Source organism: Bacillus sp. EB106-04-04-XG123, from assembly GCF_058791855.1.
Genome location: NZ_JBYTDZ010000004.1, coordinates 1 through 18,297, shown reverse-complemented (window position 1 = coordinate 18,297; position 18,297 = coordinate 1). Strand labels below are relative to the sequence as shown.

14 protein-coding genes, 7 tRNA genes and 1 rRNA gene are annotated in these 18,297 nt (G+C 43.1%); 6 read left to right on the top strand and 16 right to left on the bottom strand.

The annotated features are described in order from the left end of the window. Positions 1-531: 531 nt before the first annotated feature. From glmM to AC3WTB_RS13065, 11 genes are all read right to left on the bottom strand, one after another. Entirely contained in the window at positions 532-1,878 is a 1,347-nt protein-coding gene (gene glmM, locus AC3WTB_RS13115) for a phosphoglucosamine mutase (protein ID WP_492333803.1), read from the bottom strand. A gap of 24 nt (positions 1,879-1,902) precedes the next feature. Beyond that, entirely contained in the window at positions 1,903-3,321 is a 1,419-nt protein-coding gene (locus tag AC3WTB_RS13110; RefSeq protein ID WP_492333802.1) for a CdaR family protein, read from the bottom strand. After that, a complete protein-coding gene (gene cdaA / locus AC3WTB_RS13105; protein WP_008344027.1) occupies positions 3,314-4,135 on the bottom strand; it encodes a diadenylate cyclase CdaA in 822 nt (273 codons plus the stop codon). The genes AC3WTB_RS13110 and cdaA overlap by 8 nt, the downstream gene beginning before the upstream one ends. 218 nt (positions 4,136-4,353) lie before the next feature. Further along, positions 4,354-4,980 carry an anti-sigma-W factor RsiW gene (rsiW, locus tag AC3WTB_RS13100; protein ID WP_024424448.1) on the bottom strand — a complete coding sequence of 209 codons (627 nt, stop codon included), beginning with the start codon at positions 4,978-4,980 and terminating at the stop codon, positions 4,354-4,356. Between the two features lie 14 nt (positions 4,981-4,994). Beyond that, on the bottom strand, positions 4,995-5,558 hold the full coding sequence (sigW, locus tag AC3WTB_RS13095; RefSeq protein ID WP_024424449.1) for an RNA polymerase sigma factor SigW: 564 nt from the start codon (positions 5,556-5,558) through the stop codon (positions 4,995-4,997). A 183-nt stretch (positions 5,559-5,741) separates the two neighbouring features. Further along, entirely contained in the window at positions 5,742-6,653 is a 912-nt protein-coding gene (gene rocF / locus AC3WTB_RS13090; RefSeq protein ID WP_039176043.1) for an arginase, read from the bottom strand. A 136-nt stretch (positions 6,654-6,789) separates the two neighbouring features. Beyond that, a tRNA-Gln gene (locus AC3WTB_RS13085) sits at positions 6,790-6,861 on the bottom strand. Positions 6,862-6,865: 4 nt separating this feature from the next. Next, positions 6,866-6,950 (bottom strand) — tRNA-Tyr (locus AC3WTB_RS13080). Positions 6,951-6,978: 28 nt separating this feature from the next. Then, positions 6,979-7,051 (bottom strand) — tRNA-Thr (locus AC3WTB_RS13075). A 3-nt stretch (positions 7,052-7,054) separates the two neighbouring features. Next, positions 7,055-7,130: transfer RNA gene (locus AC3WTB_RS13070), tRNA-Val, on the bottom strand. 6 nt (positions 7,131-7,136) lie between these two features. Continuing rightward, positions 7,137-7,211 (bottom strand) — tRNA-Glu (locus AC3WTB_RS13065). Positions 7,212-7,431: 220 nt separating this feature from the next. On the opposite strand from AC3WTB_RS13065, the gene murQ reads away from it, so the two are divergent. From murQ to AC3WTB_RS13035, 6 genes are read left to right on the top strand one after another with little or no spacing between them, the layout of a single operon-like run. Beyond that, the gene (murQ, locus tag AC3WTB_RS13060) at positions 7,432-8,343 is read left to right on the top strand and encodes an N-acetylmuramic acid 6-phosphate etherase (protein WP_492333801.1); all 912 of its coding nucleotides are present in this window, start codon (positions 7,432-7,434) and stop codon (positions 8,341-8,343) included. A 14-nt stretch (positions 8,344-8,357) separates the two neighbouring features. Beyond that, positions 8,358-9,227 carry a MurR/RpiR family transcriptional regulator gene (locus AC3WTB_RS13055; RefSeq protein WP_058837196.1) on the top strand — a complete coding sequence of 290 codons (870 nt, stop codon included), beginning with the start codon at positions 8,358-8,360 and terminating at the stop codon, positions 9,225-9,227. After that, positions 9,224-10,603, top strand: coding sequence for a PTS transporter subunit EIIC (locus AC3WTB_RS13050; protein WP_064498206.1), 1,380 nt, complete (start codon positions 9,224-9,226; stop codon positions 10,601-10,603). Before AC3WTB_RS13055 ends, AC3WTB_RS13050 begins: the two co-directional genes overlap by 4 nt. 13 nt (positions 10,604-10,616) lie before the next feature. After that, a complete protein-coding gene (gene pbp4b, locus AC3WTB_RS13045) occupies positions 10,617-11,972 on the top strand; it encodes a penicillin binding protein PBP4B (RefSeq protein WP_126682112.1) in 1,356 nt (451 codons plus the stop codon). A gap of 13 nt (positions 11,973-11,985) precedes the next feature. After that, a complete protein-coding gene (locus AC3WTB_RS13040) occupies positions 11,986-13,905 on the top strand; it encodes a glycoside hydrolase family 3 protein (RefSeq protein WP_487269066.1) in 1,920 nt (639 codons plus the stop codon). Between the two features lie 50 nt (positions 13,906-13,955). Next, a complete protein-coding gene (locus AC3WTB_RS13035; RefSeq protein ID WP_371412175.1) occupies positions 13,956-15,164 on the top strand; it encodes an exo-beta-N-acetylmuramidase NamZ family protein in 1,209 nt (402 codons plus the stop codon). 42 nt (positions 15,165-15,206) lie between these two features. Here AC3WTB_RS13035 and AC3WTB_RS13030 read toward each other — a convergent pair whose 3' ends face one another. The 5 genes from AC3WTB_RS13030 to rrf form a co-directional block, all read right to left on the bottom strand. Then, positions 15,207-16,172 (bottom strand): bile acid:sodium symporter family protein, encoded by a 966-nt coding sequence (locus tag AC3WTB_RS13030; RefSeq protein WP_059374457.1) that lies wholly within the window; start codon positions 16,170-16,172, stop codon positions 15,207-15,209. Positions 16,173-16,233: 61 nt separating this feature from the next. Beyond that, positions 16,234-17,673, bottom strand: coding sequence for a SulP family inorganic anion transporter (locus AC3WTB_RS13025; RefSeq protein ID WP_099662833.1), 1,440 nt, complete (start codon positions 17,671-17,673; stop codon positions 16,234-16,236). A gap of 346 nt (positions 17,674-18,019) precedes the next feature. Beyond that, positions 18,020-18,092, bottom strand: a tRNA-Thr gene (locus AC3WTB_RS13020). Between the two features lies 1 nt (position 18,093). Continuing rightward, positions 18,094-18,168 (bottom strand) — tRNA-Asn (locus tag AC3WTB_RS13015). A gap of 42 nt (positions 18,169-18,210) precedes the next feature. Continuing rightward, positions 18,211-18,297: ribosomal RNA gene (rrf, locus tag AC3WTB_RS13010) — 5S ribosomal RNA — on the bottom strand; the annotation flags it as partial.

Here is an 18,297-nt window from a genome sequence, read left to right as displayed (position 1 = left end):
AAAATAGAAGGGACATTTCTTCGTCCCTCTCTACATGTTTATTTTGGGAGATCATGTGTATTCCCTTTGTACAAAGAGTCACCTCTTTGGTTTAAAGAAACACTTACGGCTGTGATCTCTTTTTTTGATCAGCCGGGAGGCATCCGCCGAAAATTCGATAACCTCCATCCTCGTCAACTAAGCATCTTTCGTCCGATCGCTTAGTTCGGGCGCTATAATTATAAGAGAGTTTCTGAACATCTACCCTGCCTTTCCTGATAGAATAAAAATCCAGTAACACAAGGATGATTGTACTATAAGGTCTGACCTCCGTCAATCACAATTTAGCAGGTGATTGCCTTCATTTGAGAAAGTGAGACCTCCATACACTATATGCGATGAGGCTTGTCACGTTCTACCTTTGATGTGCTCTCCTATGTATGAAGGCAGCTTCAAGTTGCCCTCACTTATATGATTCGTACAGATCCATCCAATTATGTCGTTTATTCGAAAAAAAAAAGCAAACCGCTGCTAGCGATTTGCTTTCATCTATTACTCAATACCCATTTCTTCTTTCACAACAGCCGTAATTCGAGCTACATATTCATCACACAGCTCTTTTGTTTTTGCCTCAGCCATAACACGTACAAGCGGTTCTGTTCCAGATGGACGAACAAGGATACGGCCGTCACCATTCATCTCTTTTTCGACCTCTTGGATCACCGCTTTTACTTTTTCATTTTCTTCTACTTTATATTTATCAGACACTTTCACATTCACTAAAAGCTGCGGGAACTTTTCCATTTCCGCTGCAAGCTCTGATAATGTTTTCCCTGTCGCTTTGAGCGTATTCACAAGCATGATCGCAGAAAGCATGCCATCACCTGTCGTATTATAATCAAGGAAAATCAAATGGCCTGATTGCTCACCGCCGACATTATAGCCGTCCTTTTTCATCGCTTCGACCACATAGCGGTCACCAACAGCAGTTTGAATGCTCTTAATGCCTTGCTTTTCAAGCGCTTTATAGAAACCTAGGTTACTCATGACCGTAGACACCACAGTGTCATCCTTTAATCGGCCTTCACCCTTCAAATAACGTGCACATATGTACATAATTTGATCGCCGTCTACGATATCACCTTTTTCATCGACAGCAATCAAACGGTCACCGTCACCATCAAACGCAAGACCAATATCTGCACCCTTCTCCTTCACAAAAGCAGAAAGTGCCTCTGGATGAGTGGAGCCTACACCATCATTGATATTCAGTCCATTTGGTGATGTTCCCATTGTAGACACATCAGCATCTAAATCTGCAAATAAATGTGTCGCTAGAGAAGAGGTTGCACCGTGTGCACAGTCAAGCGCCACGTGAATACCTGTGAAATCCTCATCCGCTGTCTGCTTCAAGAATTGCAAGTATTTCTGACCGCCTTCAAAATAGTCATTGACCGTTCCAAGATCCGCTCCAACCGGGCGTGGCAATTGATCGACTGGCTGATCCATCAGCTGCTCAATTTCATTCTCCTGTTCATCTGACAGCTTAAAGCCGTCACCGCCGAAGAATTTAATGCCGTTGTCTTGAACTGGATTGTGTGAAGCAGAAATCATGACACCCGCTTCAGCATCCATTGCCTTCGTTAAATAAGACACACCAGGTGTTGAGATCACACCTAGACGCATCACTTCAGCTCCAATTGAAAGTAAGCCTGCAACGAGCGCTCCTTCCAGCATATGACCGGATATACGTGTGTCTCGTCCAACGAGTACCTTTGGACGTTCTTTATCCTTTGTGAGCACATAGCCGCCAAATCTCCCAATTTTAAATGCGAGCTCTGGCGTTAATTCGCTATTTGCTACACCCCTTACACCGTCAGTTCCAAAGTACTTGCCCATGTTTCAATCGCTCCTTTTTTCCATTCAAGAGGACGCTTCGTCCTCTTTTTTATCTTCTTTGACCGGCTGTCTTTGACTTGATTCTTTCTTTGCTTTATCTTGCGTGGATTCTTCTTTACTCTTCTCATCCTGATCATCATCATCAGTTGATTGATCTTTTTGATCCTTTCGATCATTCGTCGACGCCGGCTGATCCTCTGTATCAGTAGAAGTGAGTTTCACTTTGACCTTTGATCTTGATAATGTCCATGTCACATTTTGAGGACCATTCACTTGAACTTTGACCTCATGGGTTCCTTCGTTCAAGTCCCCTGCATTGATATAGGCTTCAACATCTGAAGCCTTTAGTTTATCAATCGCACTCTTCGACCCCTTTGCTGTTAACGTGATCCGTCCAGAAGATGGGCTCACAAAATCAGATGTGAGATCCTTGCTCAAACCCACGACAGAAATCGGTACATTATCGATCTTTTTTTCTTCAGCTGTTGCAACCTTCACTTTGATCTTAACAGTTTCGGGTGATACCTTTTTCACACCATCTGGCAGCGGAATATCGGCATCAATCTCCGTATCATCTTTGATCTTACTTAGGTCCAGCTTGACGCCATCAATAAAATCAAGTGCATCCAGTGCCTTTTGAGAGCCGTACACTGTGACCTCACTCGGGCTTGTCTCAATGCTTGAAATGCTGATCCCTTCTGGCAAGCTGCCCGTCCGCTCAAGTTTAAACGGAACCTTTTTGCTCGGACTCGAGATTGGAACCGTAATATCCACCACGGACGGACTTACTTCGACTGGCAGCTCATTCCCGCTGCTATCATACACAGTGAGCTTCGCTTCTTTTTCAATTTGCTGATCGACATCCTCTAAATTCACAAAAGCTTTAATGACAGAAATTTTGTCGATGACGTCCTTTGATCCAGTAACTGTGACCTTTTTCGGATTCACAATGGGCTGTTCAGGTGAATAGCCGTCTTTGATTTTATTTTGATTATAAAATTCAGTTTCAACAGGAAATTCAGCTGTCGTTTTTTCTTGTATCGTCACAGTCGTCACAGATGGATTAATCGATAGTGTGAGTCCCTTCGATACATCTCTTGCCTTCAGCTCCACTTTATGTGTACCTGTCGATAAGTTCTGCATGTCTGCGTAAATTTCAAAATTCTTTGTTTGTCTTGCTGTTTTCACAGCACTTGTTGATCCTTTAATCGTGACATTGACTGTCTGCGGCACACCGGTGACAACGTATTTCTCGTCATCATAATACGCTTTAACAGGAATGTCAGTTAAAGTTGCTTCATCTGTCGTCGATGTTGGGAAAAAGGATTCACCGATTTTTTTCGGCGTGGGCGCTTGCGCTGAATTGACTGCACCATACAGCAATAAAGCGAAGACCAATGCAAGAAGCTTAACGGCCCAGCGATTATTCAAAATCTTATCCATTTTTCTTGCCCCTCCAATACCATTTGGTCGAGGAAGCATCTTTGCTGTTCTTACTAAATTCAGCAATCAGCATTTCTTCAAGCGCTTCTTCTGTCAATTCTCGGTGAAGATCACCATTCCTTGCGACAGAAATGCCGCCAGTTTCCTCAGAAACGATGACAGTTAAGCTGTCTGTCACTTCACTAATTCCGACTGCCGCCCTATGACGCGTCCCAAGCTCCTTAGAGATAAAAGGGCTTTCTGACAGCGGTAAATAGCAAGCTGCAGCTGCAATCTCATCCCGCTTCATAATGACAGCACCGTCATGAAGCGGTGTATTCGGAATGAAAATATTAATGAGCAGCTCTGAACTCACCTTTGCATTCAAAGGAATTCCTGTCTCTATGTAATCATTCATTCCGGTATCGCGCTCAATTGTCAGCAGCGCGCCGATTCTGCGTTTCGCCATATAGTTAATTGCTTTTGTAATTGCCTCGATCGTTTTCTGCTGCTGTTCCTCTACAGGTGTCCCGCTTCTTGAGAAGAAACGGCCGCGCCCAAGCTGCTCAAGCGCTCTCCTTAGCTCTGGCTGAAAAATAATAATGATCGCAAGGAATCCCCACGTAATCGCTTGATCCATCAGCCATTGAAGTGTGTTAAGACCGAGATACGCACTTCCCATCCTGACGAGAACAATGACCACAATTCCCTTTAAAAGCTGAACCGCTTTTGTTCCGCGGATGACCATCATTAATTTATATATCACATACCAAACAACGAGAATATCAACAGCATTACCGAGGTACTGCAAAAAAGGAATATCCCCTAAAGCCATTTCCTCGTCCTCCAGAATTTTCAGTTATTCTTCGTTTGATGCATTTTTTTAATATAAAAAGAGCCTATGTATCAATACATAGCGTGGCTATTATACCACATTTTGTTTCAGCAAGGAAAATAGTTGCCATATCTGGCTGACTTGTTAGTATGCGTGAATCTCACCAATGTATAGAAAAAAGAGCAGCCCCCTTAGAGACTGCTCTTAAGCCGATTGAGTTACTTTTGCTCCTCTGGCCCAATGACCCGCATTACGTTTTGTGCTGTTGATTTCATTTTGTACCAGATCCAATCAAACACTTCATTAATTTCATTAATTTGACCAGTGACTTGTCCGGCAGAAGCAGTCAACTGTTCCCCATTGACGACGGTGACATTTCCATCAACCTTGCCTTCTACAATCAACTTGCCATTTTTGACAGTGACATCACCCTTTACGGTTTCCCCTTTAGGTACGGTCACTGTATCATTTTCAACGACGAGATTCGGCTGCTTTGACACACTGAAATTATGATCGGTATTCCAGCTCGTGAACAGACTACCTCCCATTAAAATGAGAAAGAGGGCAGCGGCTACCATCAGCGGGTGAGCTTTGATCCATCTTTGAACCGACACACGCTTTTTCTCCTTTGGAAGACCTGCCATCACCTTTGCAGTGAAATCAGATGGTGCTTCTATATGAGATGTACTCTGCACTAGCGCGATGGATTTCTCAATTTGTTGAAAATGAGTACGGCACTCCTCACACGATTGCAGATGGCTTTTTAATTCTTTTTCGTCTTGGGGCTCAATGTCCCCGTCTAAATACTGATGCATAAGCTGGACGATTCTATCCTGACAGCTCATCAAAATCACCTCACTCAAAGGTCTCTCAACTGTTTCCGGAGAGCCTCTCTACCCCTGTGTATTCTCGTTTTCACCGTACCAACTGGTATATTCAGAATCTCACTAATCTCTTTTAACGAGAGTTCATCAATATACTTTAATACGATGACCGAACGATATTTGTCGGGTAATCTTAGAATTTTTTGCTGAATGGTACTCGATAATTCAAGAGACACCACCTCATCCTCTGGCAAAATGCCATCAGCAGCAATTTGAGAATACATATTTAATCCTTCTGTTCCTGCCACCTCTGCATCTAAATAGTAATCCGGCTTTTTTTTGCGAATACGGTCGATGGTCAGGTTGGTTGCAATGCGGTACAGCCACGTGGAAAACTTACGATTCACATCAAAGCTTTCGATATTCACATAAGCACGAATAAACGCCTCCTGCGCAATATCCTCCGCTTCATGTGCATTCCCAAGCATACGGTAGCACAGCTGATAAATTTTGTCTTTATACAGGTCTACGATGTCTGCAAATGCGTTCTGGTCGCCTTTTTTCACTTGCTTAATTCTCTTTTTAATCATTGTGTCCATAGTATATTCAACCTCTGCCTTCACCGGTCTTTATGTATACGAACCTCTTTCCAAAAGGTTTCATTCTCCTCTAAAAAATAGTGTAACAAATTTTTGACAGTGTGTTACGCTTATCAACCGGTAAAAACCTTAACATATCCTTAAATTTTCCCAAAACAAAAAAGAACGGGAACAAGTCCCGCTCTACAATAGCTTTTCACCCATTAACGATCCAATTAATGCCACAGCCGCTTCTGCTGTTTTGTTTTTCTCATCTAAAACCGGATTTACTTCAACAAATTCAGCAGACGTTAAAATACCCGCCTCCTCTAAAAGCTCCATTGCAAGATGACTCTCCCGGTAACTAATGCCGCCTGCTACCGGAGTGCCTACACCAGGGCATTCCGCTGGGTCTAGCCCGTCTAAATCAAGCGAGAGATGGACACCATCTGTTCTTTCCTTTAGATAAGCAATAGCTTCCTCCATCACCCTTGTCATCCCTAAACGATCAATTTCATGCATCGTATAGACTTTAATGCCTTTCTCTCGAATCAATGCCCGCTCTCCTTCATCTAAAGATCGAGCACCAATTATAACGACATTTTCAGGTTTCAATTTAGGTGAATAACCGCCAATGTTCGTTAAATCTGCATGCCCAAAACCGAGACTGACAGCAAGCGGCATGCCATGAATATTTCCAGAAGGAGAGGTTTCCTCCGTATTCAAATCCCCGTGTGCATCATACCAAATGACTCCTAAGTTTTCATAATGCTTGGCTACCCCAGCAAGTGTGCCAATCGCAATACTGTGATCACCACCTAAAATGAGCGGAAACGAACCTGATTGCACAATACTGTCAACCTTCTCAGCAAGCAGCTGATTCGCACCAGCATTCTCCGTTAAATTTTTCAGCTTTTCACTTGTATATAAACCTTTCTCATCATCTCTTTGTTCAACTGGAATATCTCCGAGATCCTCCACATCAAATGAGAGCGTTTCCAATTTTTCTTTTACGCCTGCACAACGAATCGCACTCGGCCCCATATCGACGCCCCTTCTCGTTTGCCCCAAGTCCATCGGAACTCCAACAATCGTGACCTTCTTTTGCTCTCCCATATGTACATCCCCTTTCCGTTCATGCTTATATTTTACTTTCTTGATGCCTTCTGACTCAACTCGACAACATTTTGAATAGTTATACATTCTCTCTGCCAACATAAAAAAAGACACCTTTTTGAAAAAGGTGTCTTAACTGGGCTAGCTGGATTCGAACCAACGCATGACGGAGTCAAAGTCCGTTGCCTTACCGCTTGGCTATAGCCCAAAAATGGTGGAGGGGGACGGATTCGAACCGCCGAACCCGGAGGGAGCGGATTTACAGTCCGCCGCGTTTAGCCACTTCGCTACCCCTCCACATATGGAATTGATAAAGAAAAAACAGTGCCGGCAAGAGGACTTGAACCCCCAACCTACTGATTACAAGTCAGTTGCTCTACCAGTTGAGCTACACCGGCATATGGTGGAGGATGACGGGCTCGAACCGCCGACCCTCTGCTTGTAAGGCAGATGCTCTCCCAGCTGAGCTAATCCTCCACATCATGGTGACCCGTACGGGATTCGAACCCGTGTTACCGCCGTGAAAGGGCGGTGTCTTAACCGCTTGACCAACGGGCCAGTTTGTCAAGTTTGTTGTTTCCGTGAAGCTGACAAAAGTTATTATATACAGGTTGTCCCCCTTTTGTAAAGGGGATTTTTATTTTTTTTATTTTCTAACTATTTACTCCCTATTTATTCAACATTTCGACTGAAATATAATTTCAATATTCAAATATAATATTGAAATTTCATATCATACTCAATATACTGAAAATGAAGAAATAAGGAGGTATGTCACATGCAGCCATCTCAACTGCGTTCTTTGACAACAGAATCAAGAAACCCCAACACAATGGGAATTTCTCAAGCAGATCCGCTTGAAATACTCCAGATGATTAATAAAGAAGATATGAAGGTCGCTCAAGCAGTCAACCTTGTACTTCCCCATGTCAAAACAGCAAGTGACTTTGCCTATGAATCCATCTCAAATGGAGGCAGACTCGTTTATTTAGGCGCCGGAACAAGCGGCAGAATTGGCGTAATGGATGCTGTCGAATGTCCCCCAACCTATAGCGTCTCACCTGATGTCATTGTAGGCATCATGGCAGGCGGAGACTCAGCTTTTTCTCAAGCTGCCGAAGATGTGGAAGATAGTGAAGAAGCCGGCAAACAGGATTTAGTACACATCCACCTGACATCAAAAGATACAGTCGTCGGAATTGCCGCAAGCGGTAGGACCCCTTATATCATCGGCGCTTTAAACTATGCAAAGTCAATTGGAGCTAAAACAGTAGCACTCAGCTGCAATGAACAAGCAGAAATTAGCGAGCTTGCAGATTGCGCCATTGAGGTCATTGTAGGACCAGAGGCCATTACTGGGTCAACAAGAATGAAAGCCGCATCCGCTCATAAAATGATTTTAAATATGCTTTCCACCTCAGTCATGGTCAGACAAGGCAAAGTATATGAAAACCTGATGGTTGATGTAAAAGTCAGCAATCATAAATTAAAAGAACGCGCCATCACCATCATTCAACATGTGACAAATGCTTCCTACGAACAAGCCGTAAAGACTCTCGAAGCAGCAGACTTAGAAGTCAAAACTGCCATCGTCATGCTCCAAACAAACACAGACAAGAAAACAGCCAAAGATTTACTGAGCAAAACGAATGGCCACATCGACAAAGCGATCTCACGTTATCAATCCTAAAGGAGGCAGAGCTCATGTCAGCAGGTGGACTTACCCTACTACACACAATCAAATCAAAGCTCCCCCAATCTGAAAAAATCATTGCAGACTATATCCTTGCCCATCCTGACAAAGTCATTAAAAGTACAGTACACGAAATCAGTCAGGCAGCCGGCGCAAGCAGCTCTGCAGTCATCCGTCTTTGTAAATCTCTCGGGCTGGATGGCTATCAAGATTTAAAAATGCGGATCGCTGGAGACTTGATGCATGACGATAAACAAGGCTACAGAGATATCGAACAAGATGAACCGCTTCAATCCATTATTCAAAAAACAGCAGGAAACTCGATTCAATCGATTAAGGACACCGCTTCTATTTTAAATGCAGATGCTTTAGAAAAGGCTGTTCAATTACTGCTGAATGCAAACCAAATTCATTTTATCGGTGTTGGTGCATCTGGCATCGTCGCAGCTGATGCCCAGCAGAAATTTCTCAGAATTAACTATGCAGCGACAGCCTTCACTGACATGCACATTGCATCTACGGTCATTGCAAATGCAGGAGAGAATGACATTGTGTTTGGTATCTCCTTTTCAGGAGAAACGTTAGACATCATTCAAGCCCTTCAGCTCGCAAAAGACAACCAAGTGAAAACCATTGCTTTAACACATCCAGGTCATACTAGCGTTTCTGCTTTATGTGATGTTCACCTATCGACGTCCGGTTCCAATGAAGCACCTTTTCGCAGTGCTGCCACTTCCTCTAGAATGGCACAGCTCTACTTAATTGATGTCTTGTTCCTCAGTTTAGCTTCTCGTCAATATGAAGAGACAGCGCAATATATTGACAAGACAAGGCATGCCATCCGCTCCATGAAACGAAAAACAAAGGGGGATTCAACATGAGTCATCAAAAGAAATATCAGCAGTTGGCGAAAGACATTCTTTCACTCTGTGGTGGTTCTGAAAATATCTCTTCCCATACACATTGTATGACACGTCTTCGAATTACACCGATCGATAATGAAAAAGTTCACATCACAGCAATCAAAGAACTCGATGGCGTTATTGGCGTCGTCGAAGCAGAAACGCTTCAAATCATTTTAGGTACCGGTGTTGTCAACCAAGTATCAAGTGCGTTTGAACAGCTTCTAAATGCGTCTGGCTCTTATGATTTAAACAACGAAGCACAAAAAAACAAGCAAGCCATTTCACAAAAAAACCGCACACCGTTCAAGCTGTTCTTACGGCGGATTGCCAGCATTTTCATTCCAATCATTCCGGCACTTGTTGCTTCAGGGCTTATTACTGGGATTACAAAAGCGATCGTGCAAGCAGGCTGGCTTGACGAAAAATCTCAAGCCGCAGTTATTTTAACAGTTATAGGTTCTGGCCTTTTCGCCTACCTAGGGATATTAGTCGGAACAAACGCCGCAAAGGAATTTGGAGGCTCTCCTGCATTAGGCGCATTAGCTGGTATTCTCATTATTAACCCAGCCTCCGCAGACATTATGTTATTTGGCACAAATATTCTACCAGGCAGAGGCGGACTCATCGGTGTTCTTCTAGCCGCCATCTTTATGGCACTTGTGGAAACCCGAATTAGACGCTTCGTCCCGCAATCTCTTGATATCATCGTCACACCAACCATCACACTACTCATTACAGGCATTTTCACATATGTTGTCTTCATGCCAGTCGGCGGATTTATATCTGATGCCATCACCTCAGGACTGACTTACTTATTAAATATGGGCGGAATCTTCGCAGGATTTGTTCTTGGTGCGACCTTCCTTCCACTTGTTGTAACAGGACTTCATCAAGGGCTGACACCGATTCATATGGAACTCATCAATTCAATTGGAGATGACCCGCTTCTGCCAATTCTCGCTATGGGCGGTGCAGGACAGGTAGGCGCTGCATTCGCCATATATATGAAAACAAAAAAGAAAAAGCTCAAAAGAGCCATTGCTGGTGGACTTCCTTCTGGGATGCTGGGCATTGGTGAACCACTCATTTTTGGTGTCACACTCCCGCTAGGACGACCATTTCTCACCGCTTGTCTTGGTGCAGGAATCGGCGGCGCTTTTCAAGCCTACTTCCAAATCGCGACGAAAGCCATCGGTGTATCTGGTCTTCCATTAACCTTTATTGTTCACACACATCAAATGCTTCTTTACTTAATTGGACTATTTATCGCATATGTTGCTGGATTTTTCTTCACATACTTATTTGGATTTCATGATGATATGGCTGTTGAATTCGAGGATCACAATCAATAAGGAGGTCTAGACCTTGAAGAAATGTTTTCTCTTGATCACATGTCTGCTCATGCTCCTTGGGTTACCAGTACAAACATTTGCAACTAGCTCCCATCCTGTATCGTCTTTGTCTAAAACAGCACCTGAAGAATATCCCGTCTTAAAAAAAGCAAAACGACCGGAACAAGTAGGTTTTTCTTCCAGGCAGCTGAGGAAGGTTGATCAAATGATTCAAAATGACATCAAAGCAGGATTTCCAGGAGCCGCTCTCATCATTATCAAGGACGGAAAGATCGTCCATCAAAAAGCCTATGGCTACCGGCAAAAATACGATGGTACAACAGCGCTCAAATCATATAAAAAAATGAAAAAGGATACACTATTCGATTTGGCATCCAATACAAAAATGTATGCGACCAACTATGCCCTGCAAAAGCTTGTCTACGAGAAAAAACTTGATGTCAACGAAAAAATACAGACCATCCTTCCAGATTTTCAGGATGAACCTGATGCAAAGGTAACCGGTAAAGACCAGCTCCGGGTAAAGGATCTTCTCACCCATTCTGCCGGTCTCCCTTCTAGTGTCTTATTTTATAGCAAAGAATCAGCTGGCTCTTTTTATTCTCAAGATAGAAAAACAACGATGAAATGGCTGCCAAAAGTACCGCTGCAATACAAGCCAGGTACCCAGCACATTTATAGTGATATTGATTACATGCTGCTGGGCATGATCATCGAGAAGAAAACAGGCATGCCTCTTGATCAATATGTCGAGTCAACCATTTATCGGCCGTTAGGTCTCAAACACACAATGTTCAATCCGCTGCAAAAAGGCTTCAAGCCGAAGCATTTTGCAGCAACAGAACGTTTAGGCAATTCACGAGACGGTGTAATCGATTTTGAAAACATCCGACGGTACACCCTGCTAGGTGAAGTACACGACGAGAAAGCATATTACTCAATGGCAGGTATCTCCGGCCACGCTGGACTTTTCTCGAATACCTCAGATATGGCCGTGCTGCTTCAGCTGATGCTTAACAAAGGAGGCTATGGAAAAACAACCATCTTTGATCAAGCTTCCATCGATCTCTTTACAGCCTCCTCTGATACGAACCCAACTTACGGGCTAGGCTGGAGAAAAAACGGTCATACTGACATGGAATGGATGTTTGGAAAATATGCAAGTAACGAAGCCTATGGACATACTGGCTGGACCGGCACAATGACGTTGATTGATCCTAAACACAATTTAGGTGTCGTCTTGCTGACGAATAAGAAACATTCACCCGTTGTTTCACCAGAAACCAATCCTAATCAATTTGAAGGTGACCTGTTCCCAACTGGTACTTATGGAAGCATCATGACTGCAATCTACGAATCTTTTAAGTAAAAGGAGGAATTCGATGTTGAAAGCTCTCTTTCCCGCTGCACTAGTTTTAGCCCTGCTAACCTCTTCCATTCCAACGGAAAAGGTTAGCTCTGCCTCTCTGCCCACCGCTAAACAAATGGTTCAAGACATGTCACTGGATGAAAAGATAGGTCAAATGCTCATGCCGGACTTTCGCAATTGGCAAACAAAAGATGAATCCGCACCTACAGGCTTCACAAAGATGAATAACGAAGTATCTCACCTTGTAGAAAAATATCATCTAGGTGGTGTCATCTTATTTGCGGAGAATGTCGTTGATACGGAACAAACCGTGAAACTCACCCACGAATTTCAAAAAGCATCACCAAACATTCCTTTACTCATTTCTATTGATCAAGAAGGCGGAATCGTCACAAGGTTACAAAAGGGAACACATTTCCCAGGAAATATGTCGATTGGTGCCTCTAGAAGCAAAAAAAATGCATATGACACAGGAAAAATCATCGGAAAAGAATTAAACGCCTTGGGGATTAATACAAACTTCTCTCCTGTGCTTGATGTGAATAACAACCCAAACAACCCCGTCATTGGTGTCCGTTCCTTTAGCTCTGATCCTGCTCTTGTCTCTAGACTTGGCCTTCAAACCATGAAAGGACTTCAAAAGGAAAAGACCATTTCCACACTAAAACATTTCCCGGGACATGGTGATACAGCGGTCGACAGTCACTATGGCTTGCCGCTCGTAGAGCATGACCTAGATCGTTTAAAAAAGGTTGAGCTGTATCCGTTCCAACAAGCGATCAATGCTGGTGCAGATATGGTCATGACCGCTCATGTGCAATTTCCTGCCATTGATGACACAACGTATCGAAGCAAGAAAGATGGCGAGGACATCATGGTTCCAGCAACCTTATCAAAAAAAGTCATCACACACTTATTAAAAGAAGAGATGGGCTTTCAAGGTGTTGTTGTGACAGACGCCCTAAACATGAAAGCGATTGCAGAAAATTTTGGACAGGAAGAAGCCGTAGTGATGGCCATTAAAGCAGGCGTCGACATCGCTCTCATGCCAGCACCAGTTACCTCATTAAAAACAGAGAAAAACCTGGAGAATGTATTTAATGCGGTCAAACAAGCGATTTTAAAGAAAGAAATTCCGATGTCGCAGATTAACGAATCCGTCGAAAAAATTCTTCAATTGAAAATCAAACGCGGCATTATTTCCTCCAAAAAACCAATCAGTCTTGAGAAAAAAATCAAAAAAGCCACTCAAGTCGTCGGGAAAAAATCGCACCGTCAAGCAGAACAAAAAATGGCACGTGAAGGAATCACCCTGCTTAAAAACAACAAAAAAACCTTACCTTTCAAGCCTAAAAAGAATGACAAAATCGTGGTCATGGCACCTTACGAAGATCAGACAAAAGCAATGTCTGTCACAGTCGAATCTCTCATAAAACAAAAAAAGATCAAGCCTGTACGCATCCAGTCATATGCTTTTGCGGATAAAACGTTCACCAAAGACTCTGCCAAACTAATTCAAGAAGCTGACTATGTCATCACTGGCTCTTACGTTGTCCAAAATGACCCAGCTGTAAATGATGGCGTAATTGATGACAATGTCCAGGACCCAAAAAAATGGGCAACTGCCTTCCCTCGTGCTGTCATGAAAGAAGCAGGAGCACAAAATAAAAAAATGGTCATCATGAGTCTTAGAAACCCTTATGATGCGGCAAATTTTGAAGAAGCTGATGCCTTACTAGCTGTGTACGGTTTTAAAGGCTACTCAAACGGACAATTCAATCAGCCAAATATTCCTGCTGGACTAGAAGTGATATTTGGAGCTGCATCACCTAAAGGGAAACTGCCAGTTGATATCCCATCTGTCACTCATCCAAATCAAACCCTTTACCCATTCGGCTATGGACTCAATTTGAAAGGGAAACAGATCAAATAGGAGGGATTCTCTTGAAGAAAACAGCAAGTTTCATACTCGCAAGCATTCTCATGATGAGCACATTGACCGCCGCCTCTCCCGCAGATCAAGAACGAACAGACACAAAAGGAAAAAAAGCAGCAGTCAAAACAGGGATCGAAACACTACTCTCAAGCAATCTTTCATGGCTAAAAGGGAAAAGGGTCGGTCTCATTACCAACCCGACTGGCATTGATGCAAATATGAAAAGCAGTGTCGACCTCCTATTTGAACATCCAGATATCAAGCTCACTGCTTTATATGGGCCTGAACACGGCGTGCGCGGCGATGCACAAGCAGGAGAAGGCGTCGAATCCTATACCGATGAAAAAACAGGTCTTCCTGTTTACTCTCTTTATGGCAAAACAAGAAAACCAACTCCTGAAATGCTAAAAAATGTAGATGTCCTGCTGTTTGATATTCAAGACGTTGGTACTCGTTATTACACCTATATTTATACAATGGCCTATGCGATGGAAGCCGCTAAAGAAAACAACATTCCCTTTGTTGTCCTAGACCGCCCAAATCCCATTGGCGGACTAAAAGTAGAAGGACCTGTTTTAGAGCCTGAACACGCCTCATTTGTAGGGCTCTATCCAATCCCGCTAAGACATGGAATGACTACTGGTGAGCTTGCAAAACTGTTTAACAAAGAGTTTCATATCAATGCTGATGTAACAGTCATCAAAATGAAAAATTGGAAACGGTCCATGACATTTGATGACACGAAGCTGCCGTTCGTCCTTCCTTCCCCTAACATGCCAACAGTGGATAGTACCTTTGTATATCCTGCCACAGGATTAATTGAAGGCACAAATGTCTCTGAAGGCAGAGGAACGACAAAACCATTCGAGCTCATTGGTGCACCATATATCAATAGCAGCGAGCTGGCAGATCATTTAAATCAGCTAAAACTAAAAGGCGTTCAATTTAGACCTGTGTCATTCACCCCCACATTTTCTAAACATGCCGGTACACTATCTCACGGTGTGCAGTTATACGTCACAGACCGCTCATCCTTCGAAGCGGTGAAAACGGGGTTATCCATCATCACAGCAATACATGATTTATATCCTAACGACTTTCAGTTCCTTCAAACAGGCAGTTTTGACAAACTCATCGGGAATGGCTGGATGAAAGAAGAAATCAAAAAAGGAACTTCCGTCAAACACATCATGAAACGTTATCATCATGACCTCAAAACATTCGAAAAGAAGCGAAAAAAATATCTCATCTATTAAATCACCAAAAAACCTCCATCTATCAAAGGATGGAGGTTTTTTTCATGAGAAAGACTTGGTCACAGCAGGTGCTTTCAGCTCAAAACGATTGAGTAAGAAGCCAAATAAGGCAGCAAGCACTTGCTGAAACAGCATGCCAATCACCACAGGAACAGCGACAGCAGGCGGGAAAAAGCTAATGGCAAGCACAGCCCCCGCACTAATGTTTCTCATACCGCCCGTATACACGATGGCCACAATCTCTTCTTGAGTACATTTCATCGCCTTCCCAATCAACCATGCAAACGCATATCCGCTCATCGCAATGAGAAACACCGTTGCTGCTTTGCTAAAAAATGCGGCATCCAGTTCACGTAAGTAAGGCGCAACAACAGAACTGTTAATCGACACCACTACAAACAAGCCTATTTTTGAAAAAGGTGACAGTGTCTGACTGATCTTTTTCGTCACATCAGGCTTTGCATAGTGACGAACAAGCATACCTAAAATAGATGGAAGCACCACCATCCCAAACAGCCCTTTCATGATCGCCACCATGTCCATATGAACTTGTGTACCGGCCAAAAGTGACAAACTGGCTGGCACAATTAATGGCGAAAGCATTGTATCAATTAAAATAATGGATAACGTTAATCCAACATTCCCTTTATACATTGCCGCCCATATTAAACTAGAGACTCCTGTGGGAATCACCATTGCAAGTGTCAAACCAGTGATCGTCATGGCATCTCCCGCAAATATGAGATGTCCCGCTGACCAAGCATAAAGAGGCATCAACACATGCAAAATCATAAACGATAAAATCAAAGGCAATGGGTGCATCACCGTATGCTTTAAAGCCGAAAAAGTAGAAGACAAACTCCCTGCAAAGGTCATCACAGCAAATACCCATGGCACTAAAAACGTATAATCCTTTAAGTAAGCCGCCAATAAAACACCGAGTAACACACTAAAAGGTGTAATGAGCGGCATCATCCGGCCGAGCACTTGATTCAAACGCAAAAGCATGCCGGCCACCTCCATCCTTCACTTTCTTACCTTTTCTATTGTAACAGACAGAAAGGCCTTTTTAAGAACCATTCACTTGTTTCACAAGCTTTTGACTTGATGTATCCATTCCAACTACGTCCACCTGGACGCCATTTGCTTGATACCTTTCCTTTATACGTTCTATCGCTGCTACGCCTGATTCATCCCATATACGTGCTTCAGACAAATCAATTACAACAGATTGGATTTCTTTCCCCTGATGGAAAGCTTGGATCAAGTCAGTGACAGAAGCAAAGAAAATTTGCCCTTTAACTCGATATACCCAAGTACCTGCCTGGCTTTCTTTAGACGTAATATGGAGCTTCGATATCTTTGCGACAAAGAATATCGCACTAAGCAGTACACCTGCAAAAACACCTTTTGATAAATCATGAGTCAACACCACCGTCATGACCGTGACAACCATCACAATAGAATCTGTTTTCGGATTCTTTTTTAGCTGCTGAAAGGAACTCCAATCAAATGTGCCAATGGAAACCATGAACATCACAGCCACTAGAGCAGCCATCGGAATTTGAACCACGACATCACCTAGTACAAAAATCAACACCATTAAAAAAGCACCCGCTACAAAGGTAGAAAGCCGGCCTCGTCCTCCTGCCTTCGTATTAATCACAGATTGGCCAATCATCGCACAGCCAGCCATACCACCAAAGAATCCCGCAACCACATTGGCAATCCCTTGACCTCTCGCTTCCTTGTTCTTATTACTAGACGTCTCTGTCATATCATCGACAATCTGTGCGGTTAAAAGAGACTCAAGTAAACCAACCATCGCAAGTGCTAAAGAATAAGGAAAAATGATAGCAAGTGTTTCCCAGTTAAACGGAACTTGAGGTATCAGAAAAACAGGCAAAGAACTAGGAAGCTCTCCCATATCTCCAACGGTTCTAACATCAATATGTCCAAATACAGCAATTATCGTCATTACAATAATGGCTATGAGTGGGGAAGGTATCACCTTTATCACCATAGGCAATAAATAAATGATCAGCAAGGCACCACCTGTCATCATATACATGGCCATTGATTCCCCAACGAAATGTGGAAGCTGAGCCATGAGAATCATAATAGCCAACGCATTGACAAAACCAACCATGACGGACCTCGGAATAAATTTCATCAAACGAGACACTCGGCACAATCCAAACACAATTTGAATCAAACCCGTCAAAATCGTAGCTGCAAACAAATATTGCAACCCATAATCAGCGACCAAGTTAACCATGACGAGAGCCATAGCCCCTGTTGCAGCCGAAATCATGCCTGGGCGTCCACCAACAAACGAAATCACAATCGCGATACAAAATGATGCATACAAGCCGACCTTCGGATCAACGCCCGCAATAATCGAAAACGCAATTGCCTCAGGAATTAAAGCCAGTGCGACTAATATACCCGCAAGCACGTCCTGACGTACATGTCCAAACCATTCTTGCTTTACAAATAAATCTTTCAAACCATCTACTCCTTTTTATATACATACCGTACATGGAAAAAGAAGATCAACTATACCTGGAGATAAAGAAAGGGAAAACAAACGATACTTCACTTTCGGGGGAAAAGAGGAACGTACAGAGTCTTTTGATATAGAGGATATCACTTTAGTAAGAATAAAAGAAAGAGAATGAAGAATCAAGAACAAAAAGAAGGAAAAAGCGATGCAACAATACTGTGCAAGCCGTTTTATTCGCTTTCCTAATGTCATCAGTCTACTGATCATTGAGCAATTCAGTATATATGTAAACAAACAAAAAAAGCCTTCTCATCATCGAGAAACCTTGTCATATCAACATATAGAGGAAAGCTTCCAAGCGGGCTCGAACCGCTGACCTCTTCCTTACCATGGAAGTGCTCTACCTACTGAGCTATGGAAGCATGGCTCCGCAGGTAGGACTCGAACCTACGACCGATCGGTTAACAGCCGATAGCTCTACCACTGAGCTACTGCGGAATGATAAAGTAACTTCTTCCATTGGAAGGATATAAACAAAAAGCTTGGCGGCGTCCTACTCTCACAGGGGGAAACCCCCAACTACCATCGGCGCTGAAGAGCTTAACTTCCGTGTTCGGTATGGGAACG